This is a genomic window from Nitratireductor arenosus (genome assembly GCF_009742725.1).
Taxonomy (GTDB): Bacteria; Pseudomonadota; Alphaproteobacteria; order Rhizobiales; family Rhizobiaceae; genus Mangrovimarina; species Mangrovimarina arenosa.
Genome location: NZ_WPHG01000002.1, coordinates 184,361 through 204,156 on the forward strand (window position 1 = coordinate 184,361; position 19,796 = coordinate 204,156).

20 protein-coding genes are annotated in these 19,796 nt (G+C 65.5%); 12 read left to right on the forward strand and 8 right to left on the reverse strand.

Going from position 1 to position 19,796, the window contains the following annotated elements:
* The first annotated feature begins 28 nt into the window (after positions 1 to 28).
* The 3 genes from ligA to GN330_RS07825 all read left to right on the forward strand — a co-directional run bounded on the left by ligA (position 29) and on the right by GN330_RS07825 (position 3,326).
* Complete coding sequence (ligA, locus tag GN330_RS07815; RefSeq protein ID WP_156712141.1) at positions 29 to 2,152, forward strand: NAD-dependent DNA ligase LigA; 2,124 nt, start codon at positions 29 to 31, stop codon at positions 2,150 to 2,152.
* A gap of 119 nt (positions 2,153 to 2,271) precedes the next feature.
* A complete protein-coding gene (locus GN330_RS07820) occupies positions 2,272 to 3,033 on the forward strand; it encodes an AzlC family ABC transporter permease (protein ID WP_156712142.1) in 762 nt (253 codons plus the stop codon).
* Positions 3,030 to 3,326, forward strand: a complete 297-nt coding sequence (locus GN330_RS07825; protein ID WP_156712143.1) for an AzlD family protein — start codon at positions 3,030 to 3,032, stop codon at positions 3,324 to 3,326. Before GN330_RS07820 ends, GN330_RS07825 begins: the two co-directional genes overlap by 4 nt.
* Before the next feature lie 31 nt (positions 3,327 to 3,357).
* Here the strand turns inward: GN330_RS07825 and GN330_RS07830 are convergent, their stop codons facing one another.
* Complete coding sequence (locus tag GN330_RS07830) at positions 3,358 to 5,193, reverse strand: aminopeptidase P family protein (RefSeq protein ID WP_156712144.1); 1,836 nt, start codon at positions 5,191 to 5,193, stop codon at positions 3,358 to 3,360.
* A 208-nt stretch (positions 5,194 to 5,401) separates the two neighbouring features.
* Between GN330_RS07830 and GN330_RS07835 the strand changes: the two genes are divergently transcribed.
* Entirely contained in the window at positions 5,402 to 5,581 is a 180-nt protein-coding gene (locus tag GN330_RS07835) for a hypothetical protein (RefSeq protein ID WP_156712145.1), read from the forward strand.
* A 182-nt stretch (positions 5,582 to 5,763) separates the two neighbouring features.
* Here GN330_RS07835 and GN330_RS07840 read toward each other — a convergent pair whose 3' ends face one another.
* The 4 genes from GN330_RS07840 to GN330_RS23440 are packed head-to-tail and all read right to left on the reverse strand — an operon-like array spanning position 5,764 to position 8,584.
* Complete coding sequence (locus tag GN330_RS07840; protein WP_156712146.1) at positions 5,764 to 6,636, reverse strand: 50S ribosomal protein L11 methyltransferase; 873 nt, start codon at positions 6,634 to 6,636, stop codon at positions 5,764 to 5,766.
* Between the two features lie 25 nt (positions 6,637 to 6,661).
* A complete protein-coding gene (locus GN330_RS07845) occupies positions 6,662 to 7,792 on the reverse strand; it encodes an FAD-dependent oxidoreductase (RefSeq protein ID WP_156712147.1) in 1,131 nt (376 codons plus the stop codon).
* A 23-nt stretch (positions 7,793 to 7,815) separates the two neighbouring features.
* Entirely contained in the window at positions 7,816 to 8,397 is a 582-nt protein-coding gene (locus tag GN330_RS07850; protein WP_156712148.1) for an SCO family protein, read from the reverse strand.
* Positions 8,398 to 8,440: 43 nt separating this feature from the next.
* The gene (locus GN330_RS23440) at positions 8,441 to 8,584 is read right to left on the reverse strand and encodes a hypothetical protein (protein ID WP_197435092.1); all 144 of its coding nucleotides are present in this window, start codon (positions 8,582 to 8,584) and stop codon (positions 8,441 to 8,443) included.
* A gap of 136 nt (positions 8,585 to 8,720) precedes the next feature.
* On the opposite strand from GN330_RS23440, the gene GN330_RS07855 reads away from it, so the two are divergent.
* The 3 genes from GN330_RS07855 to GN330_RS07865 all read left to right on the forward strand — a co-directional run bounded on the left by GN330_RS07855 (position 8,721) and on the right by GN330_RS07865 (position 10,416).
* Positions 8,721 to 9,212, forward strand: a complete 492-nt coding sequence (locus tag GN330_RS07855) for a CreA family protein (protein WP_156712149.1) — start codon at positions 8,721 to 8,723, stop codon at positions 9,210 to 9,212.
* Positions 9,213 to 9,295: 83 nt separating this feature from the next.
* Positions 9,296 to 9,931, forward strand: coding sequence for a DapH/DapD/GlmU-related protein (locus tag GN330_RS07860; protein ID WP_156712150.1), 636 nt, complete (start codon positions 9,296 to 9,298; stop codon positions 9,929 to 9,931).
* A 173-nt stretch (positions 9,932 to 10,104) separates the two neighbouring features.
* A complete protein-coding gene (locus GN330_RS07865; RefSeq protein ID WP_156712151.1) occupies positions 10,105 to 10,416 on the forward strand; it encodes a hypothetical protein in 312 nt (103 codons plus the stop codon).
* Between the two features lie 71 nt (positions 10,417 to 10,487).
* On the opposite strand, the gene GN330_RS07870 is transcribed toward GN330_RS07865, so the two are convergent.
* Entirely contained in the window at positions 10,488 to 11,660 is a 1,173-nt protein-coding gene (locus GN330_RS07870; protein WP_156712152.1) for a hypothetical protein, read from the reverse strand.
* A gap of 628 nt (positions 11,661 to 12,288) precedes the next feature.
* Between GN330_RS07870 and GN330_RS07875 the strand changes: the two genes are divergently transcribed.
* The gene (locus GN330_RS07875; RefSeq protein WP_343040423.1) at positions 12,289 to 12,648 is read left to right on the forward strand and encodes a DUF488 domain-containing protein; all 360 of its coding nucleotides are present in this window, start codon (positions 12,289 to 12,291) and stop codon (positions 12,646 to 12,648) included.
* A gap of 28 nt (positions 12,649 to 12,676) precedes the next feature.
* Here GN330_RS07875 and GN330_RS07880 read toward each other — a convergent pair whose 3' ends face one another.
* A complete protein-coding gene (locus GN330_RS07880; RefSeq protein ID WP_156712153.1) occupies positions 12,677 to 13,540 on the reverse strand; it encodes a DMT family transporter in 864 nt (287 codons plus the stop codon).
* Between the two features lie 107 nt (positions 13,541 to 13,647).
* On the opposite strand from GN330_RS07880, the gene GN330_RS07885 reads away from it, so the two are divergent.
* The 4 genes from GN330_RS07885 (at position 13,648) to GN330_RS07895 (ending at position 16,854) form a co-directional block, all read left to right on the forward strand.
* On the forward strand, positions 13,648 to 15,045 hold the full coding sequence (locus GN330_RS07885) for an aminotransferase-like domain-containing protein (protein WP_425487157.1): 1,398 nt from the start codon (positions 13,648 to 13,650) through the stop codon (positions 15,043 to 15,045).
* Positions 15,046 to 15,195: 150 nt separating this feature from the next.
* Positions 15,196 to 15,330 carry a hypothetical protein gene (locus GN330_RS23970; RefSeq protein WP_281349386.1) on the forward strand — a complete coding sequence of 45 codons (135 nt, stop codon included), beginning with the start codon at positions 15,196 to 15,198 and terminating at the stop codon, positions 15,328 to 15,330.
* 239 nt (positions 15,331 to 15,569) lie between these two features.
* Complete coding sequence (locus GN330_RS07890) at positions 15,570 to 16,214, forward strand: GSU2403 family nucleotidyltransferase fold protein (protein ID WP_343040424.1); 645 nt, start codon at positions 15,570 to 15,572, stop codon at positions 16,212 to 16,214.
* A gap of 253 nt (positions 16,215 to 16,467) precedes the next feature.
* A complete protein-coding gene (locus GN330_RS07895; RefSeq protein WP_281349387.1) occupies positions 16,468 to 16,854 on the forward strand; it encodes a type II toxin-antitoxin system PemK/MazF family toxin in 387 nt (128 codons plus the stop codon).
* Positions 16,855 to 17,123: 269 nt separating this feature from the next.
* Here the strand turns inward: GN330_RS07895 and GN330_RS07900 are convergent, their stop codons facing one another.
* Positions 17,124 to 19,727 (reverse strand): ATP-dependent helicase, encoded by a 2,604-nt coding sequence (locus GN330_RS07900; protein ID WP_156712155.1) that lies wholly within the window; start codon positions 19,725 to 19,727, stop codon positions 17,124 to 17,126.
* Positions 19,728 to 19,796 lie beyond the last annotated feature (69 nt).

Consider the following 19,796-nt stretch of genomic DNA (forward strand, 5'->3'; position numbering starts at 1 on the left):
TCTCGTGCAACCAGTCTGCGGACCGTCCATGCCAAAACAATCCCCCGCCTCCAAATCCGTCGGCGATCTTTCGGAACAGGAGGCCGGCGCCGAGCTCGAGCGCCTCGCAGCCGAGATCGCCGAGCACGACCGGCGTTACCATTCCGAGGACGCGCCGGCCATCACCGATGCCGAGTACGACGCGCTCCGGCGCCGCAATCTGGCGATCGAGCAGCGTTTTCCGCACCTGACACGGGCCGATTCGCCATCCCATGCCGTCGGCGGCGCGGTGTCGGAGAAATTCGACAAGGTCCGCCACCGCGTGCCGATGCTGTCGCTCGACAACGCGTTTTCGGATGAGGAGGTGCGCGATTTCGTCGAGCGCGTGCGCCGCTTCCTGCGCCTGCCAGCCGAGGCCGAACTCGGCATCACCGCCGAACCCAAGATCGATGGCCTGTCCCTGTCGCTGCGCTACGAGAACGGCCGGCTGGCGACGGCGGCGACGCGCGGCGACGGCCAGACCGGCGAGGACGTGACCGCCAATGCCAGGACGATTGCCGACATTCCAAGCGTGCTTTCGGGCGACTTTCCCGAAATCCTGGAAGTGCGCGGCGAGGTCTATATGACCCAGGCCGACTTTCTGGCGCTCAACCGGCGCCAGGAGGCGGACGGCAAGCCGACCTACGTCAACCCGCGCAACACCGCGGCCGGCTCGATCCGCCAGCTCGACGCCTCGGTGACGGCCGGCCGGGCGCTGCATTTCTTCGCCTATGCCTGGGGCGAGGTCAGCGCGATGCCGGCCGACACGCAGATGGGCATGGTCGAAGCCTTCGCCGGCTACGGCTTTCCGGTCAATCCGCTGATGCGCCGCTTTGGCGATGTCGACGGCCTGCTCGAACACTACCGGCTGATCGAGGAAAGCCGCGCCGGGCTCGGCTACGACATTGACGGGGTGGTCTACAAGGTCGACGATTTGGCGCTGCAGCAGCGGCTCGGTTTCGTCTCGCGTTCGCCGCGCTGGGCGACCGCGCATAAATTCCCGGCCGAAAAGGCGATCACGGTGCTTAACGGCATCGACATCCAGGTCGGGCGCACCGGCGCGCTGACCCCGGTGGCGCGGCTGACGCCGGTGACGGTCGGCGGCGTGGTGGTGACCAACGCGACCTTGCACAATGCCGAGGAGATCGAGCGGCTGGGCGTGATGATCGGCGACACGGTCACCGTGCAGCGGGCCGGGGACGTCATCCCGCAGATCCTGGGCGTCGACCTCGACAAGCGGCCGGCCGATGCGGTCGCGTTCGAGTTTCCCTCCGTGTGCCCGTGCGAGCTGAAAACGGCGGTGGTGCGCGAGGAGACGGCCGGCGGCAGCGAAGGGGTGATCCGCCGCTGCACCGGCGAATTCGCCTGTCCCTTCCAGCGTATCGAGCATTTGCGCCACTTCGTCTCGCGCCGGGCCTTCGACATAGAGGGGCTGGGCGAGAAGCAGATCGAATTCTTCTTCAACGACCCCGACCTGCCGGTCAGAAGCCCGGCCGACATTTTTTCGCTTGCCGCGCGCGACGACGAGAATTTGAAGAAGCTGAAGGACAAGGAGGGGTTCGGCGCGGTCTCTGCCGCCAAGCTGTTTGCCGCCATCGAGGCGCGCCGCGACATTCCGCTGGAACGCATGGTCTACGGGCTCGGCATTCGCCATGTCGGCGAGACCACGGCGCGCACGCTGGCGCGCGCTTACGGGACCTGGCAGGCCTTTCACGACGCCGCGCTGGCCGTTGCCCACGGCGACGAGACCGCGCGCGAGGACATGGACGCGCTCGACGATATCGGCAATGCGGTGATCGACGCGATCGCACGTTATTTCGGCGAGGAGCATAATCGCGAACTGGTCGAGCGGCTGGCCGGAGAGGTGCGGGTGCGGGACGCCGAAAAGATCGCCTCGGATTCGCCGGTCGCCGGCAAGACGATCGTGTTCACCGGCGCGCTGGAGCGCATGTCGCGCGACGAGGCCAAGGCGATGGCCGAAAAGCTGGGCGCCAAGGCGGCCGGGTCGGTGTCCAGCAAGACCGATCTGGTGGTCGCCGGCCCCGGCGCCGGCTCGAAGCTGAAAAAGGCGGCCGAACTCGGTATCGAGGTGATCGACGAGGCGACCTGGTTCGAGCGGATCGCCGACGCATGAGCCGCCACGGCACGCTCGGTTGCCGGCGCCGCTCATCAGCGCCGCTGATGGCTGGCTCAAGCGAATTCATGTGACAGGCCGGCCGCGCGTTCCTACATAAGGCCGGTTCTGGAGAGCCCATGTCCGTAGAAACAAGCTATGCCTCCGACGACGGGTCGGAATTCTGGGCCGGGGCGCGGCTCGGCCTGCCGATCATCGTGGCGGTGGCGCCGTTCGCCGCCTTGTTCGGCGCGCTGGCGATCCAGAACGGGTTCACCGAATTCCAGGTCGTGTTGATGAGCGCGACCGTTTTCGCCGGTGCCAGCCAGATGGTCGGCCTGGAACTGTTCGGCCAGACGATCGCGCCCTGGCTGGTGGTGTTTTCGATCTTCGCCGTCAATTTCCGCCATATTCTTTATTCCGCCGCCGTCGGGCGGCGCATGGGCGGGTGGACCGCCTGGCAGAAGGCCGTCGGGTTTTTCTTCCTGGTCGACCCGCAATATGCGGAATCGGAACGCCGTGGCGAAAGCGGCCGGTCGGTCGGCTTTGCCTGGTATCTGGGCATGGCGTTGCCGGTCTATGTGTTTTGGGTGTTCAACTCCTGGCTCGGTGCGCGTTTCGGCGCGCTGATCCCCGATCCGCACGCGCTCGGCATCGACTTCCTGTTGCCGATCTATTTTCTCGGCCTCGTCGTCGGTTTCCGCAAGCGGCCGCTCTGGCTGCCGGTGGTGCTGATCAGCGCGGTCGTGTCGATCGTCGCCTACACCGTGATCGGATCGCCGTGGCACATCTCGGTCGGCGCGCTGGCCGGCGTCGTCCTGGCGGCGGCGATGCCGCCGAGCCCGCAGGCGCGGGCGGATTATGACGACCCGCCGCCGGACCAGTCGGGGCAGGGCGTATGAGTGAGATCACCTGGATCATCCTGGCGAGTGCTGTGCTGACCTATCTGACGCGGTGCGGCGGCCATCTCGTGCTGTCGCGGTTTTCGCGCATCCATCCGCGCGTGGAGGCGGGGTTGAACGCGGTGCCGACGGCCGTGTTGACCGCGCTGGTGGCGCCGGCCGCCTATACGGCCGGACCGGCGGAGGCGCTGGCGCTGGTCGCCGCCGGCCTGATCGGTCTGCGCGGCGGCATGATGAGCGTGTTTTTCGGCGGGGCCGCGGTCTTGATCGCCGGGCGCCACTTTTTCGGCTAGCCGACGAAACGAAGCGCTCGATCCGGCCGCGTCAATGGCGGGCCAGCGGCGCGGCGGCGCGTTCCAGCCAGGCGCGATCCTCGCCGTCCAGCATCGGCCCGATCTCGGCCAGCACGCGGGCGTGATAGCCGTCGAGCCATTGCAACTCCTCCTTCGTCAGCAGGTCCTCGGCGATCAGCCGGCGGTCGAAGGGCGCCAGCGTCAGCGTCTCGAAATCGTGCATCGGCCTGTCGCCGCCGGCAACGGGCGTCGCCTTGCCGACGACAATCAGGTTTTCGATGCGGATGCCGTAGGCGCCTTCCTTGTAATAGCCGGGCTCGTTGGACAGGATCATGCCGGCGAGAAGCTTCTCGGTTCCCGTCCTGGCCAGGCGCTGGGGGCCTTCATGGACGGACAGGTAAGAGCCGACGCCGTGGCCGGTGCCATGCCCGTAGTCGAGGCCGGCTTTCCACAGCGCCGTGCGGGCGACGGCGTCGATGTCGCAGCCGCGCGTGCCGGGCGGAAATTTCAGTAGCGTGATGCCGATCAACCCCTTGAGCACCAGCGTATAACGCTCGCGCATTTCCGCGTTCGGCGCGCCGATCGCGACCGTACGGGTGATGTCGGTGGTGCCGTCCTCGTACTGCCCGCCCGAATCGACCAGATAGAGTTCGCCGGGGCCGAGCGTGCGGCTGGTCTTGGTCGTCACCCGGTAATGGATGATGGCGCCGTTCGGCCCGGCGCCGGATATCGTGTCGAAGGAAATGTCGCGCAGCGGCATCTGCGCGGCCTCGCCGGCCGCGCGCCGGGCGTCCTCGAGCGCACACACGGCGCCGATTTCGTCGACGGTGCCGGCCGGCTGGCGGTCGAGCCAGGCGAGGAAGAGGGTGACGGCGACGCCGTCGCGGCGGTGCGCGGCCCGGCTTCCGGCGAGTTCGGCCGCGTTCTTGGTCGCGCGCGGCAGGCGGGCGGGGTCGGGCAGGGCGGTGACGGTGCCGCCGCGATCCTCGACGACCAGCCTGAGCTTTTCGGCGGCAAGCGCGGGATCGAGCCCGATCGTCGCCCCGGCTTCGGCCAGCTCGGCGAGCGCGTCGTCCAGCGCGGAGGGCGGCCTAAGCTCGGCGAGCTGGGTTAGATAGGCTTCCGTCTTCATCGGCAGTTTGCGCTTGTCGATGAAAAGCTGCGGCCGGCCTTCGGCGGGCAGGATCGAAAAACCCAGCGCCAGCGGCGTGTGCGGCACGTCGCTGCCGCGAATATTGAACGCCCAGCACAAAGAGGCGGGATCGGTGAGCACGGCGTGGCTGGCGTCCGCGCCGGCAATCGTCGCGGCGAGCTCGGCCAGCTTGTCGCGCGCCAGCCGGCCGGCATAACGCTCGGGATGGATCGCGACCGGCTTGAGCGGCGGCGCCGGCCGGTCCTGCCAGACCGCGTCGAGCGGATTCCGGTTAAGCGCCAGCAGCGCGCCGCCGCGCTCGCCGAGCGCAGCGCGCAGCTTCCTGGCCTCGTCGATCGTGTGCAGCCAGGGATCGAAGCCGATCCGCGATCCCGCCGGCAGCCGGGTGCGCATGAACGCGGCCGGCGGGGTCTCGACCAGATCGACGATCTCGAACAGGCTGGGGTCGGTCTGGGCCCGGCCCTGCAAGGTGTAGCGGCCGTCGACGAACAGCCAGGCCTTCTCTTTCATGATCAGCGCCACGCCGGCCGAGCCGGTAAAGCCGGTGATCCATGCCAGCCGCTCGGCGCAGGCCGGCACATATTCTCCCTGATGCTCGTCGGCGCGTGGGACCAGAAACCCGTCGACACCGTCGCGCGCGAGCCTTTCGCGCAGCCGCGCCACCCGACCTGCCGCCAGGGACGGATCGGAAACGGTGTCGAAACTCTGGAACATCGCGGTCTCTGCTCTCCATCGAATCCGGCAGACCGTAGTCGGGCCGAACGGGCGAGGCAATGGCGGACGGTCTTCGCAGACGCGGCATAGATTTTGCTGCATTGCAGCAAGCGCATGGCTTCCATGCGTCCCCGGCGCTGGTGGAACGCGGTCGCCGAGCCTAGCTAAGGAGCGTGGAGGACATTTCTTCCAATTGCGAGGTTCAGACATGGCACAGACACGTGGGTTTTTCCGGAACGCGCTCGACAGGATGGTCGAGGCGCGCATGCGTCAGGCCAACCACTACGTCAACGGCGCGCTATTGATGCTCGACGACGAAACGCTGAAAGCCAATGGCTACAGCCGCGCCGAGCTGAAGAAGCGCAGCACCGGCTACTTCTTCTACTAAGGTCCGATTTCCAGGACATTCGCGCGGGCCACGACCTCCAACCCGCGCCGAGGCGAGCGGCTCCTGGCGGAGCCGCTCTTTTTTTGTTTGGCCCCGGGACGAAGAAACCGGGTTCCGGGCGACGTGCGTTCTGCGCAGGCAGGCCGGGTCGCGATGACGGTTCGGCAGCGCGCCGGGGCGACCTAACGCTTGAGGTGCAGGCTTACCCATTCGCCGCGTGTCAGTGTGCGGACATGGCGGAAGCGCTGGCCGGCATAGGCGGCGATCACCGCATTGCGCTGGCGCGCGAGGATGCCGGACAGGATCAGTGAGCCGCCGGGGCGCAGGTGTCGGGCCATGTCGGGTGCCAGCCGCATCAGCGGTCGGGCCAGGATATTCGCGATGATGAGATCGTAGGGCGCGCGGCCGGCGATTTCGCGGTGGCGGAAACCCGTCGCCGTTACCGCCTCGATATTAGCACCGGCGCCGTTGAGCCGCGCGTTGCGCGCCGCCACGGCGGTGGCGATCGGGTCGATATCGGTGGCCAGCACCGGCACATGCGCCAGTTTCGCGACCGCGATCGCCAGCACCCCGCTGCCAGTGCCGAGGTCGAGCACGTTGCGCGGGCGCTCCCGCCGCACGACGTCGGCGATCATCTCCAGGCAGCCGGCCGTGGTGCCGTGATGGCCGGTTCCGAACGCCTGTGCGGCCTCGATCTCGATCGACAGGTCGTTTGCATGCACCTGATCACGGTCATGCGCGCCGTGGACAAGAAAGCGGCCGGCCCGCACCGGTTTCAGCCCCTCGAGCGATTTGGCCACCCAGTCGATGTCGGGCAGCGCCTCCGTTTCGATCGCGACAGCGGCGCCGGCGCGCGCCAGCGTGGCGCACATGCCGGCACGGGCGTGATCGAGATCGGCGTCATTGACGTAAAGTTCGACGCTATGCAGTCCCGCGCTCTCGTCGGTTTCGCTGATGGCGATCGTGTAGCCGTCGAGTTCGAACGCGGCCGCGAGAAGCCCGTAGAGCCGCTTGGCGTCGGGTTCCAATGCTTCGAAGAACAAACGCCATTGCATGTCGGGGGTTAGTCCGGTCCGGATGTCAGCGCTCGTGGTCGAGCCAGGGCGGGGCGGGGGTGTCGAGACCGAGCACGCCCTTCAGGCCTTCCTGCCTGATCCAGGGCAGGCGCGCAAGCAGCGGCACGGCGATATTGCGCATGGCACGCAGAACCGGATTGCGCATCAGGATCATGCGCGTGTTTTGGCGGGTATCGGCCATGACACGACGCACTGCCGGCGCGCGCAGGGCCGAATAATCGTGCATGCGGCCCTGGTCGATCAGCCATGCCAGCCAGCAGGCATCCTCGATGCCGAGATTCATGCCGCGTCCGCCGACCGGCGAATGGATGTGCGCGGCGTCGCCGGCCAGGAACACGTTGCCGCTAGCCATCTCCCGCGTGTGGCGGAACGAGACATGGAATGTCGATTCCCACGGCATCGCCTCGATCGCGGCTGGGTGGGTCAGCCGGCTTTTGAAATCCGGCAAGGTCGACACGTAACGCAGCGTGTCCGAGGAGACGGGCAGGCGGGCGATAACGCCCGGATCGAAAAACCGCGCCTCGCCGTAGAAGGTGTCGACGGGATCGCGATAGCGGAAATCGGCGAGGTAAAACGTTTCCTCCAATGCGTTGCCCGGAAAGTCGAAACCGCACTGCTTGCGCACGGTCGAATGGGCGCCGTCGGCACCGATCAGTATGTCGAATTCGGCCGTTTCGGTGCCGCGGGGACCCGCGAGGCTGACCTTCGGCGCGTGAGGCTCGTCGATGTCGACAAGGGCGTTCTGCCACTGGGGGACAATGCCGTGTTCGGCGAGGCAGGCTCCCAGGATTCGTTCAGTGCGGCCCTGGGGCAGGGCATGCATGCCCGGTGTGCCATCGTCGGGCCGACGGGTCTCGAAGCGCAGCAGCAGCCTGTCGCGTGAATAGATCCGCATCTCGCGGATTGGTCTTGCTTCGGCCGCGATGCGCGCACTGGCGCCGGATGGCTCGAGGAGTTGCAGGGTACGGGTATTGATCGCCAGGGCGCGGCTTTCGGCTTCGGGCGCGAAACCGGCGGCCTTGTCGATGAGCCGCGGGCGATGGCCGCGGCGGACCAGTTCGAGCGCGGTCGCAAGGCCGACCGGGCCGGCGCCGACAATCAGGATGCGCGGACGGGCCTCTTGCTCCACGGCCATGGCGGAAGCCGTCGCCGCGCCGGTCAACTTTCGCGGATCAGCCGCTTCAGCTTGGCGATTGCGGTTTCAGCGTTCTCACCATAGGCGATGGTGCCGAAAAAGTCGCCATTGCGCCCCAGAAGCAGCACGGAGGCGGTATGGTCCATCGTGTAGTCGCCGCCGTCGAGCGGCACTTTCTTGGCGTAGATCTTGAATGCGGTCGCCATCTCGGCGACTTTTTGCGGGTCGCCGGTGATGCCGGTGATGCGCTCGGACACGTTGGCGACATAGCGGTCGAGAATTTCGGGCGTGTCGCGCTCGGGGTCGATCGAGACGAAATAGGCCTCGACCTCGTCGCCCTCCTCGCCGAGTTGAGCGAGCCAGCCGTCGAGTTCGTAAAGCGTTGTCGGGCACACTTCGGGACAATGGGTGAAGCCGAAGAACAGGGCGGTCGGGCTGCCCTTGAAGGCCGCCTCGGTGATCTCCTCGCCCTTCTGGTCGACCAGAGTGAAGGGGGCGCCGAAGGCTTCCCCGCCGCCGTAGGTGGTGCGGTACCAGTCGAATGTCAGCCAGCCGACAGCGCCGGCCATGAGAAAAAGAATGCCGATCAGAACGCCGCGCATCATGATGTTTTATGTCCCGCCTGCCGATATCCGTGTTGAAGCGATCTCAAAAACACCAGGCCAAACCGTTTTCAACGACCGCGAGGAAAATTTCCGGTCCCTGCTGCGCCCACATGGCAAAGGTCACGCCGGAGACCGCCGCAAGGGCGGCGACCAGCAAACCTGCCTGGATGGCGCGGTGCACGGACATCGAAATTCCTCTCGGCCGGAAAATAATGTGTCGGCGGGCCGATAGCAAAGGGGCTTTTGGTCGCGCGGACGCCGGCGCCCCTTGCGAGCCCGCCGCGCGGGCCCCATCTGCCGATCATATCATTGAGGAGTATCCGATGAGCCGCAATGTTCTTCTTGCCGCAGTCATCCTGGCCGCGGGTGTGACGGCCACGGGCGCGCATGCCCAGGAAGTGGGCGAGGTCGGCGTCGACTGGCTCGGCAACGACATCATCGTGGAAGCGATTCGCGATCCCAAAGTGGACGGCGTCACCTGCCACGTCGCATATTTCGAGCGCGGCATGATCGACCGGCTGCAGAAGGGAAACTGGTTCGAAGACCCTTCCAACAGCGCGCTGTCGTGCCGGCAGACCGGGCCGATCAAGATCGGCGACATCGCGCTCGGCGAAGGCGGCGAGGAAGTCTTCAAGCAGGGCATCAGCCTGGTCTGGAAAAAGCAGGTCGTGAACCGCATCTACGACAAGGCCAACGACACGTTGATCTATCTGTCGCACACCCGCCAGGTGCAGGACGGCTCGGCCAAGATGGCGATCTCCACGGTGCCGCTCTACGGCGAGGACGTTGTCTGGAGCCAAGGCAAGCCGCAATAGGGCTTGCCGGTCGTCGGTATACCGGCTTTTAAGGCTCCGGGGGCGCTCGAAACCGTCCTCTCCAACAGGAGCCGGGACCGGACATGAGCGACAACGCCGATCTGAGATTTACCGATCCGGCTCCACGCGTTCATTCCACGGCGGTATTGAAGGGCTGCCGGCTCGGCCGCCATGTCGCCGTGGGCGAGCGCGTCGTGCTGCGCGAGGTCACGGTCGGCGACTATTCCTATTTCGAACGCCATGGCGAGGCGATCTATGCCGAGATCGGCAAATTCTGCTCGATCGCGGCCAATACCCGGATCAATGCGCTCGACCACCCGATCGAACGCCTGACCAGCCACAAGATCAGCTACAGGCCCAACGAATATTTCCGCTATCTTGGTGTCGACCAGGCGTTTCGGGCGCGGCGGCGGGCAAAACCCGTCACCATCGGTCACGATGTGTGGATCGGCCACGGCGCCGTGATCCTGCCCGGCGTGCGGATAGGCAACGGCGCGGTTGTCGGCGCCAACGCGGTCGTGACCAGGGACGTCGCGCCGTTTGCCATTGTCGCCGGCGCGCCGGCGCGGATGCTGCGCGCGCGCTTTGCCGCGCCGGTCGCGGAACGCATCATCCGGCTCGCCTGGTGGGACTGGCCCGACGACAAGTTGTTCGAGGCCGTGTCCGACATGCAAGCCCTTGGAATCGAAGCGTTTCTGGAGAAATGGGAGTCGGAATAGACTTGTTCAATTTTAGTAAAGATGTAAATATTATCGATAACGATTAAAGTAAACGCGCCGTATATTGGTGTGTTTTTTGATAAATCGTTGCGAAAATTTTCGCCTTGTGTTTGTCTTTTCAAAGCAAACCAACGGACTGACGGGGGTCTCCTCAAGCAACCAGGGAGACTACCATGAAAACCACTGCAACGATCATCGCGGCCGCCGCGATCGCTCTCACGCCGCTTTCGGCCCAGGCCGGCGGCTGGGGTGGCAAGAGCCGGGGCGGGCTGATCAACGTCTCGCCGTCGGTCGACGTCGGCGACGTCAAGTTGCTCAACCGGTCGCGGGTGCTGTCGGGTAACGGGATCCTGAACGGCAACGGGATCCTGAACGGCAACAAGACCGGTATCCTCAACGGCGTTGCCGGCAACGGTATTCTCGGCGGTTCGCTGAACAATATCGGCGTCGGAATCTTCAAGCGTGGCGGCAAGCGTCGTCGCTAGCACGGGGACGTGCGGTCCTTGCAAAACCGCGCGCAGGGACGGGAGGGGATCACCCTCCCGTCTTTTTGGTGTCAGATCGACGCCTTGATACGCAGAAAGGCCGATTGGCGCCGTTTCGCCGGACGGAAAAGCGGAGAGCGGATCTGCTCCCAGTCGCCACGCAACAGCACCGACACGGTGTCGGACACGCGGTATTCGATCTCGGCATAGGCGCCGTGGGCGTGTTCGGTCTCCTCGAGCACCAGATTCTTGGTGCGCTCGGCAAAGATGCCGGCGCCGAGCATCAGCGCCTCGCGCAACGCGATGGCGAGTTCGATCTCGCCGCGCTCGCGCCAGGAGCCGAGCGGGTCGTCGGTGTCGTCGAGGTCGAAACCGGCGGCGAGCGAGGCCGCAAACGTCACCCGAGGACCGAGCGGCAATTGCACCGTGGCGCGTAATGCCGGTCGCACTTGTTCGACGATGCCGGCTTCGCCGCGCAGCGCCTCCACGCCGAAAGACAATCCGAGCGCTACGCCGCTTTCCCGCTTCAAGGCAAGCTCCGCCATCAATGCCAGCAGCCGCGCGGAATAGGCCTCCGTGAGCGCGTCGCCCTGCTGGAGGTCGACGGCGCTGTAACGCGCCGAAAGTCCGAATGTGCGCTCGCCGTGGCTGTGCCGCAGGCCCAGCGCCAGGGTAGGCATGCTCTTGTCGGCTTCCAGCCGTAGCGGGGGCAGGATGTCTTCCTCGAAATGCGTGTCACCGGCGAAGGAGCGGCGCTGAGCGGCGGCGACGATCAGGCTGAAACCGCGGCCGAGATCGACGCCGATCTCGGCGCCCGCCGACAGCGTATGTGTTGTCGTGCGCATGCCCAAGACGAGATCGCCGATCGGGAAGTCGTCGCCTTCGTCAGACCAGCCATAACCCAGCGCGCCGCGGAATTCGACCCTGTCGCCAAGTTGCATGTCGGCCTTGAGTTCAAGAGAAAGCGCGCGGTCGTCCTCGAAATCGAGGTCCGAAAAACGGGTTTCGTTCCACCCGGCGCCGAGGGTCAACACTCCGCCCTCGATGGCGCTGACATGCTCGATCGAGACGCTTGTGCGGCGAAAAATGTCGGGCAGGACGACGACGCTGTCGAGGGCGTCGGACGTGGCGTGCACTTCTTCGATGAACACCACGCTGGTGCCCGACTTCGTCTCTCCGGCGGCGGCGCGCGAGGTGGGAACCAGGGTGAGGAGGGCAAGCAAGCAGGGACACAGAAAACGCACGCAACCGCTCCCGGACTGGTCTTTGGCGCATGGGATGCGCATCAGCCCCTTCCGCCGCAGGGGGGCGCGACGGAAGGGGTCGAGCAAACCGCTTTGGACAGCGGAGGTCGCAGGACTTGCCCTGCATGAAAAGTTTTAGCGAAATGGAATGGAAGCCGTGTCAAGATCGGTTTCAATGACAGGTTGTATTTGCTTGCATGGCGGCGGAACCGGTCAGGCGGTTGGATCGCATCTGTGGCTTGTCGCGCCTGCAGGGGCAGGGGCATATCGGGTGTCGCGCGCCGGCGCTGGGTTGCCGCCGCGGCATGTCGTCATTTTTTCGTGGAGATTTTTTCGGGTGCCGGCACCGGTGGCGATGCTACGGCGCCGGAGGTGGAGCCCTTCCGTCGCAGGGGGCCACGACGGAAGGGAGGAGCACCCCGCCTTGGGGGAAGGCGGTGCAGGGATTGGCCTGCGCCCAGACATTCGCTCTGCTGTTTTTGAGATCGCGTAAAGGCAAGACGCAATTTTTACGTGTATCCGGGTGGCTGGAACGCCGGCGCGCGGAATCCGGTCGATGTTCCCGGCCGCGTCAAACCGGGCTACACTGCATTGATCGACGCGGGCTGAGCCGACCGGGAGAGCGAGCGTGGGGCGGGTGCGCATCAAGCGGGTCTATCTGCCGGCCGAAGCCGGGGACGGGTTTCGCGTGCTGGTCGACCGCGTCTGGCCGCGCGGCGTGTCGAAGGACAAGGCGGCGATCGATCTGTGGATGCCCGAAATCGGCCCGTCGACGGCGTTGCGCAAATGGTTCGGCCACGATCCCGAGCGCTGGGACGCGTTTCGCCGGCGCTATCGCGACGAGCTCGACCAGCGGCGCGATCTTGTCGACGCGCTGCGCGTGCATGGCCGCGACGGGCCGCTGACGCTGGTCTATTCGGCCCGCGACGAGCGGCATAACCAGGCCGTCGTCATCCGCGAGATGCTCGCCGCGCCGGGCGAGGACTGACCGGTAGCATGGAGCCATTCATCGGACCTCAGCCGGCGAACCGGCGCGCGCCGGCCACGCAGGCGATGACCGCGACCGTGACGGCCAGCATGGCGGTCGTCACCGGCTCGCCGAGCAATCCGGCCGCGAGCGCGAAGCCGAAGAACGGCTGCAGCAGCTGGAGCTGGCCGACGGTGGCGATGCCGCCTGCGGCCAGGCCGCGATACCAGAAGAAGAACCCGATCAGCATGCTGAACAGCGACACATAGGCAAGGCCGATCCAGGCCGGGACGCCGATGCCGATAAACGTTTGCGGCATGGTGATTACGCTCAGCAGCGCCATGACCGGCAGCGACAGGACGAGCGCCCACGAGATCACCTGCCAGCCGCCGAGCCTGCGCGAGAGCCTGGCGCCTTCGGCATAACCCAGCCCGCAGACCAGGACCGCCGCCAGCATCAGCAGGTCGCCGACCGGCGAGGCGGCCACGCCCTGCGCCAGCGCGAAACCGACGACGAGCGCGCTGCCGAGGCCCGAAAACAGCCAGAAGGCCGGCCTGGGCCGCTCGCCGCCGCGCAGGACGGCGAAGATGGCGGTGGCAAGCGGCAGCAGGCCGATAAAGACGATCGAATGGGCCGCGGTGACGTGCTCGAGCGCCAGTGCGGTCAACAGCGGAAAGCCGACAACGACGCCCAGCGCCACGATGGCGAGCGAGGGCAGGTCGGTGCGCGTCGGGCGCGCCGCGCCGAAGCCCCGCAACAGGGCAATCGCGAGCAGGCCGGCGATCGTGGCGCGCGCGACGGTCAAAAACACCGGGTCGAAATCGAGAACCGCCACGCGGGTGGCCGGCAGGGAAGCCGAAAAGATCACCACGCCGATCAAACCGGCGATCCAGCCCTGTGTCGTCCTGTCCATGCCGTTTCCTTCGCGTTGGTGCCTCGCTATCGCCCGGCAGGGCTGTCGCCGGAAGAAACGGTGCGATACAATCTGGCCAAACTGTACTGATAACGGATGCAATACGGATGACGATTCCAGACCGGGGCGGCGGCCGCGTGGCGATGGTGATGGAGACGATCCGGCAGCGTGTCGCCGGTCGCGCCCTGACGGCCGGGGCGCGGCTGCCGTCGATCCGCCAGATGGCGCGCACGGCCGGTGTCTCGCCCTCGACCGTGGTCGAGGCCTATGAGCGGCTGGTTGCCGAGGGGTTGATCGGCGCGCGCCCGGGCTCGGGTTTTTACGTCGCAGCCCAGGCCGCGCCGCTGGAGCTGGCCCGGGTCGGGCCACTGCGCGACCGGGCGATCGATCCGCTATGGGTGTCGCGCCAGTCGCTGGAGGCGGGCGCGACCGCCCTCAAGCCGGGTTGCGGCTGGCTGCCGCCGTCCTGGCTGCCGCAGGAGGCCGTGCGCAGGGCGCTGCGCGGTTTGGCGCGCGCCGACGAGGCGGTGCTGGCGGATTACGCAACGCCGCTGGGGTTGGCGCCGCTGCGCCAGCTGATCGCGCGGCGCCTGGCCGACAAGGGGGTGGAAGCCGCACCCGAGCGGATCGTGCTGACGGAGTCCGGCACGCAGGCGATCGACCTGATCTGCCGGCTTGTTCTGGAGCCCGGCGACACGGTGGTGGTCGACGATCCGTGCTATTTCAACTTCCAGGCGCTGCTGCGCGCCCATCGCGTCACCGTGGTCGGCGTCGCGCACACGCCGAGCGGGCCCGACATCGCTGCCTTTGCCGCTGCGCTCGCCGCCCATCGGCCGAAGCTCTACATCACCAATGCCGCGATCCACAATCCGACCGGCGCGACGCTGTCGGCGGCGACCGCGCACCGGGTGCTGAAGCTTGCCGAAGACTTTTCCGTGACCGTGGTCGAGGACGACATTTTCGCCGATTTCGAGCATCGGCCCGCGCCACGGCTCGCCGCCTTCGACGGGCTCGAGCGGGTGATCCAGATCGGCAGTTTCTCCAAAACCCTGTCGGCGTCGGCGCGTTGCGGTTTCATCGCCGCGCGCGGCGACTGGGTTGAGCGGCTCGTCGATTTGAAGATCGCCACCACGTTCGGCGGCGGCCGGCTGGACGCGGCGCTGGTGCTGCGCGTGTTGACCGACAGCGTCTACCGCAAGCATTGCGAGACGCTCAGGACCCGGCTGGCGCGCGCCCGCGCGGAGGCGGGGACGAGGCTGAAACGGATCGGCCTGAAACCCTGGCTCGAGCCGCAGGCCGGCATGTTCTTGTGGTGCGCGCTGCCGCAGGGCGTGGATGCCGCCGACGTCGCGCGGCGGGCGCTCGAGCATGAGGTGGTGCTTGCGCCCGGAAACGTGTTCAGCGTGTCGCAATCGGCAACCGGCTTCCTGCGCTTCAACGTCGCCCAATGCCCGGAACCGGTGTTTGCCGCGCTCGACCGGGCGCTCCGCGAGGCGCGCGGGTAGGAGGGCTAAGTGCCGGCACGGGTACGGGGAGCGTTGGCGGAGGCGACAGACGGGCTTCATGTGCATCAGTAATTTTTCTGCTGCACACTTGCGCCCATGTGCAGCAGAAAGCAGTTTGATACACACAAATTGCGCGGAACACAGCGGGACATGGACATTGTCGCTCACAGTCGCCCGGCCGTCGTGGCGTATCAAGATCTGCTGCGTCTCCATCTCGACGAACGGGCCGCCAGCCTGATCGGCACCATTGAGGAGCGCAAGCGTAACGGGCGTACCTATCTCTAAGAGCGCTTCCGGATCGGTAAGGAGATGATGAGCCGGTATCTCGGCGAGGACAAGCCGGAATTGCGCGCGATTGCAACGCGCTGAAGCGCTCAAGGTCGACGGAGCCGCACGCCGCAACCGGATGGCTCGGCTTTCCAGAGCGCTCCGGGCTGAAGGTCTTATCACGACGGATCGTGAAACCGGGTCGATCCTTCTCGCCTTTGCTCGGGCAGGGGTGTTTCCGGCTCGGTGGCACGCTTGTGGGGACATCGGCCTACGGTCTCTATCAGGGAGAACTCGGGGTGCGGATGGATTACGAGGAACTGGCTCAAACCGGTGACATCGATTTCGCCAGCTTCCAACGGCTCTCGATCGTTGTGGAAGACACGGTCGAAGAAAATCCCGCCGATATCCTCAAGTTGCTCAAGTTCGACCCGTTTCCCGGTCTCAACGACCGGCAGATCTGGAAATGGCGACAGAGCCATTCGGAAGCGATGGTCGAGTTTCTGACACCGGCCTTCGGCGAGGAAAAAGTCAAGCCGCTGCCAGCTTTGGGCGTGAGCGCGCAGGCGCTGAACTACCTGAACTTCCTGATCGCGGACCCCATTCATGCGGTCGCTCTCTATCGTTCCGGGGTTTTGGTGCAGATGCCGCGGCCCGAACGTTTCGCGATCCACAAGCTGATCGTCGCCGACCGGCGCCGCGGCGGGCCGGATCAACTGAAGGCGCGCAAGGATCGTGCCCAGGCCGAGTTTCTCGTGGCGGTCCTTTCTCTGGACCGTCCGGACGATTTGGCGGAAGCCTACGAGGACGCGCTCTCGCGTGGGTCGCGCTGGCGCGACCGCATTAAGGCAAGTCTGAAACGCTTGCCCGAGACGGCGGAACGGCTTTCAGCGCTGGTATGAGGGGGCATGGTGCGGGCAAGGCCGCTTAGCTTGGTCTGAAAGAAGGGTGTACTTCGGAACGAAACTATTTTTTGTTGCCAGTGATCTGCTTGGCGATGGTCGAAGACGTATTCGTCATGTTTCGATGACTGGTATAAACTACGAATTATATCGCCTTTTTTGGTTCCAACATGGTGCTATAGATGGAGAATGAGAATAAATCGGTTGAGTAATAATGCCAATCGCAGAGCATCCGCCGCTGGGAACCGTCGTAATGTGCGACTTCAATACGGGCTTTCGTGTTCCCGAAATGGTAAAGCGTCGACCTGTCGTTGTTATAAGTCCAAAGATAAAAGCGCGGCCGCGCCTATGCACGGTCGTGGCATTGAGTACAGAAAAGCCCGACCCGATAATGGCTTATCATTGTCGGATCGATTTGCAGCCAGCCCTCCCGAAACCGTGGCAAAGTAAGGGCGTGTGGGTTAAGGGTGATATGGTTAACGCGGTAGCGTTTCATAGGCTTGATCTTATCCGTTTGGGTAAGGATTCGACCGGTCGAAGGAAGTATCTTCTGGAGCCACTAAATACTGAAATAATAAAGCAAATTCGCCAATGCGCTCTTCGGGCAATCGGTCTGAGCACCTTGACAAAATACCTTTAATTCACCAGATTAAAATCGTTAGCGGCTCTCGCATGCGATCCGCGTCTAAGACCCTTCCAAGGGCCGTCGCAGCAAATGGCGATTCCAAGCCGAAGCTGCGACGCAGGGCCGGGAAAATGTGGGTTCGAATCCCATCGGCTCCACCACTTTGCGGGGCCGTAGCTTAATGGGAAAGCACTCGGTTGAGATCGAAGGGTCTCGCGTTCTGCGAGACCCTTCGCCATTTATTTCTCAAACAACTCGAATTGAGTGTCCAAACCGTTTGGGGATCACACCCTTTCCACGAACCCGTCGAGCACGCGTTTCTGGCCGGCCTTGTCGAAATCGATGGTGAGTTTGTTGCCCTCCACCGAGGCGACGTTGCCGTTGCCGAATTTCAGGTGGAAGACGCGGTCGCCGACCGCAAAGGACGAGGGCTGGTCGGCGACGGATTTGGCGACCAGTTCGCCGTCGATCACGCGGCCCTTGACCGAGCCGCGCCCGGCGCCGTAGCCCGAATCGGTCTCGCCGTAGCCGATGCGTTCGACGGCGTGGCCGGAACGCGTGCCCCAGTTGCGGTCGGTCGCCTCGGTGCGGTTTTGCTGGGCGCGTTTCCAGCCCGGCGTGGCGTAGGTGTTGGAAAACGAGCCGCCGGCCTCGTCGAAACGCGAGGCGCCATAGGGGTTGCGCCGGCCGCCATAATTGCCCTGGCCGCCGCCGGAGGCGTAACCGCCGTAGTTCTGGCCGGTCTCTGCGACTTCGACATGGGCCTCGGGCAGTTCGTCGATGAAGCGCGAGGGGATGGTCGACTGCCACAGACCGTGCACGCGGCGGTTTGAGGTGAACCAGAGATGCAGGTTCTTCTTGGCCCGGGTGAGCCCGACATAGGCCAGGCGGCGCTCCTCCTCCAGCCCCGAGCGGCCGCCCTCGTCGAGCGCGCGCTGATGGGGGAAAAGCCCTTCCTCCCAGCCGGGCAGGAACACGGTCTCGAATTCCAGTCCCTTGGCCGAATGCAGCGTCATGACGGAGACGGCGTCGAGATTTTCGTCTTGTTCGGTGTCCATCACCAGCGCGACATGTTCGAGGAAGCCGCGCAGGCTTTCATAGTCCTCCATCGAGCGGATCAGCTCTTTCAGGTTTTCCAGCCGCCCGGGCGCGTCGGCCGAGCGGTCGTTCTTCCACATGTCGGTATAGCCGGATTCCTCCAGGATGGTCTCGGCAAGCTCGGTATGCGGGGTGGTTTCCAGAAGCTCCTGCCAGCGGGCGAAATTGGCCGCCACCTGGCGCAGCGCCGCGCGCGGCTTGGGTTTCATCTCGTCGCTCTCGGCGAGCTGGCGGGCGGCCTCCAGCATCGGCACGCCGAGCGCGCGGGCGGTGTCGTGCAGCTGGCGCACGGAGGCCTCGCCCAGGCCGCGCTTGGGCATATTGACGATGCGCTCGAAGGCGAGGTCATCGGCGCCCTGGGCGACGACGCGGAAATAGGCCATCGCGTCGCGGATTTCGGCGCGCTCGTAAAAGCGCGGGCCGCCGATGACGCGGTAATTGAGGCCGAGCGTGACGAACCGGTCCTCGAATTCGCGCATCTGGAAGGAGGCGCGCACCAGGATCGCCATGTCGTTGAGGGCGTGGCCCTTGGATTGCAGGGCTTCGATCTCCTCGCCGACGCCGCGCGCTTCCTCCTCCGAATCCCAGGCGGCGTGCACCATCACCCTGGCGTCGTCGGGGTCGGGCTGCTCGGTGAACAGCGTCTTGCCGAGCCGGCCCTCATTGTGGGCGATCAGGTGCGAGGCCGCGCCAAGGATGTGGGCGGTGGAGCGGTAGTTGCGTTCCAGCCGGATCACGGCGGCGCCGGGAAAATCCTTGTCGAAACGCAGGATATTGTCGACCTCGGCGCCGCGCCAGCCGTAGATCGACTGGTCGTCGTCGCCGACGCAGCAAATGTTTATCTGCTGATTTTCCCTTGCGCTGTCGGCCTGGCCGGCCGAACCCCGGTCGACCGCGGAGCCTTCGTCCGCGGGCGCGCCCGCGGCCGGCGCCTGGGCCGAGGCGGAGCGTTGTGCCTGCGGCCGCTGCGCCAGCAGGCGCAGCCACATATATTGCGCCGTGTTGGTATCCTGGTATTCGTCCACCAAAATATAGCGGAATTTCTGCTGATATTCGCGCAAAATATCGGGATTTTCCCGCAAAAGCCGGATGGGATGCAGCAAAAGATCGCCGAAATCGCAGGCGTTCAGCGTTTTCAGCCGCTCCTGATAGGCGGCGTAGAGTTCGCGGCCCTTGCCATTGGCGAAGGCGCGGGCGTCGCCCTCGGCAATCTGCGCCGGCGACAGGCCCTTGTTCTTCCAGCCGTCGATCATCTGGGCGAACTGGCGCGGCGGCCAGCGCTTGTCGTCGAGCCCGTCGGCCCGGATCAACTGCTTGAGAAGCCGGATCTGGTCGTCGGTGTCGAGAATGGTGAAGTCGCGCTTCAGCCCGGCCAGTTCGGCATGGCGGCGCAGGAGCTTGACGCCGATCGAGTGGAAGGTGCCGAGCCAGGGCATGCCCTCGACCTGCTCGCCGACCAAAAGCCCGACACGGCTCTTCATTTCGCGTGCCGCCTTGTTGGTGAAGGTGACGGCCAGTATCTGGCTCGGCCAGGCGCGGCCGGTCGCCAGAATATGGGCGATGCGGGTGGTCAAAACCCGCGTCTTGCCGGTACCGGCGCCGGCCAGCACCAGCACGGGCCCCTCGGTGGTCTCGACCGCGCGCCGCTGTTCGGGGTTGAGGCCGGCAAGATAGTCGGGGGCCTGGGGATTGCGGGCAGCCATGGCGCGCGCGGCAAGTCCGCCGCCGGCGGACGGCGCGGACGGGTCGTCTCCTTGACGGATGGGCAAATCGTCTGGGCTGCTGGACATTTCCTTGAATGTAGTGATTCGCGCCCGAAAGGCCAGCGGCGCGACGCGTGTCACCGCCAAAGCCCGCCG

Coding starts and splice junctions, on each gene's coding strand:
- ligA (WP_156712141.1), top strand. CDS start 29: ATGCCAAAACAATCCCCCGCCTCCAAATCCGTCGGCGATCTTTCGGAA.
- GN330_RS07820 (WP_156712142.1), top strand. CDS start 2,272: ATGTCCGTAGAAACAAGCTATGCCTCCGACGACGGGTCGGAATTCTGG.
- GN330_RS07825 (WP_156712143.1), top strand. CDS start 3,030: ATGAGTGAGATCACCTGGATCATCCTGGCGAGTGCTGTGCTGACCTAT.
- GN330_RS07830 (WP_156712144.1), bottom strand. CDS start 5,193: ATGTTCCAGAGTTTCGACACCGTTTCCGATCCGTCCCTGGCGGCAGGT.
- GN330_RS07835 (WP_156712145.1), top strand. CDS start 5,402: ATGGCACAGACACGTGGGTTTTTCCGGAACGCGCTCGACAGGATGGTC.
- GN330_RS07840 (WP_156712146.1), bottom strand. CDS start 6,636: ATGCAATGGCGTTTGTTCTTCGAAGCATTGGAACCCGACGCCAAGCGG.
- GN330_RS07845 (WP_156712147.1), bottom strand. CDS start 7,792: ATGGCCGTGGAGCAAGAGGCCCGTCCGCGCATCCTGATTGTCGGCGCC.
- GN330_RS07850 (WP_156712148.1), bottom strand. CDS start 8,397: ATGATGCGCGGCGTTCTGATCGGCATTCTTTTTCTCATGGCCGGCGCT.
- GN330_RS23440 (WP_197435092.1), bottom strand. CDS start 8,584: ATGTCCGTGCACCGCGCCATCCAGGCAGGTTTGCTGGTCGCCGCCCTT.
- GN330_RS07855 (WP_156712149.1), top strand. CDS start 8,721: ATGAGCCGCAATGTTCTTCTTGCCGCAGTCATCCTGGCCGCGGGTGTG.
- GN330_RS07860 (WP_156712150.1), top strand. CDS start 9,296: ATGAGCGACAACGCCGATCTGAGATTTACCGATCCGGCTCCACGCGTT.
- GN330_RS07865 (WP_156712151.1), top strand. CDS start 10,105: ATGAAAACCACTGCAACGATCATCGCGGCCGCCGCGATCGCTCTCACG.
- GN330_RS07880 (WP_156712153.1), bottom strand. CDS start 13,540: ATGGACAGGACGACACAGGGCTGGATCGCCGGTTTGATCGGCGTGGTG.
- GN330_RS07885 (WP_425487157.1), top strand. CDS start 13,648: ATGACGATTCCAGACCGGGGCGGCGGCCGCGTGGCGATGGTGATGGAG.
- GN330_RS23970 (WP_281349386.1), top strand. CDS start 15,196: ATGGACATTGTCGCTCACAGTCGCCCGGCCGTCGTGGCGTATCAAGAT.
- GN330_RS07895 (WP_281349387.1), top strand. CDS start 16,468: ATGTGCGACTTCAATACGGGCTTTCGTGTTCCCGAAATGGTAAAGCGT.
- GN330_RS07900 (WP_156712155.1), bottom strand. CDS start 19,727: ATGTCCAGCAGCCCAGACGATTTGCCCATCCGTCAAGGAGACGACCCG.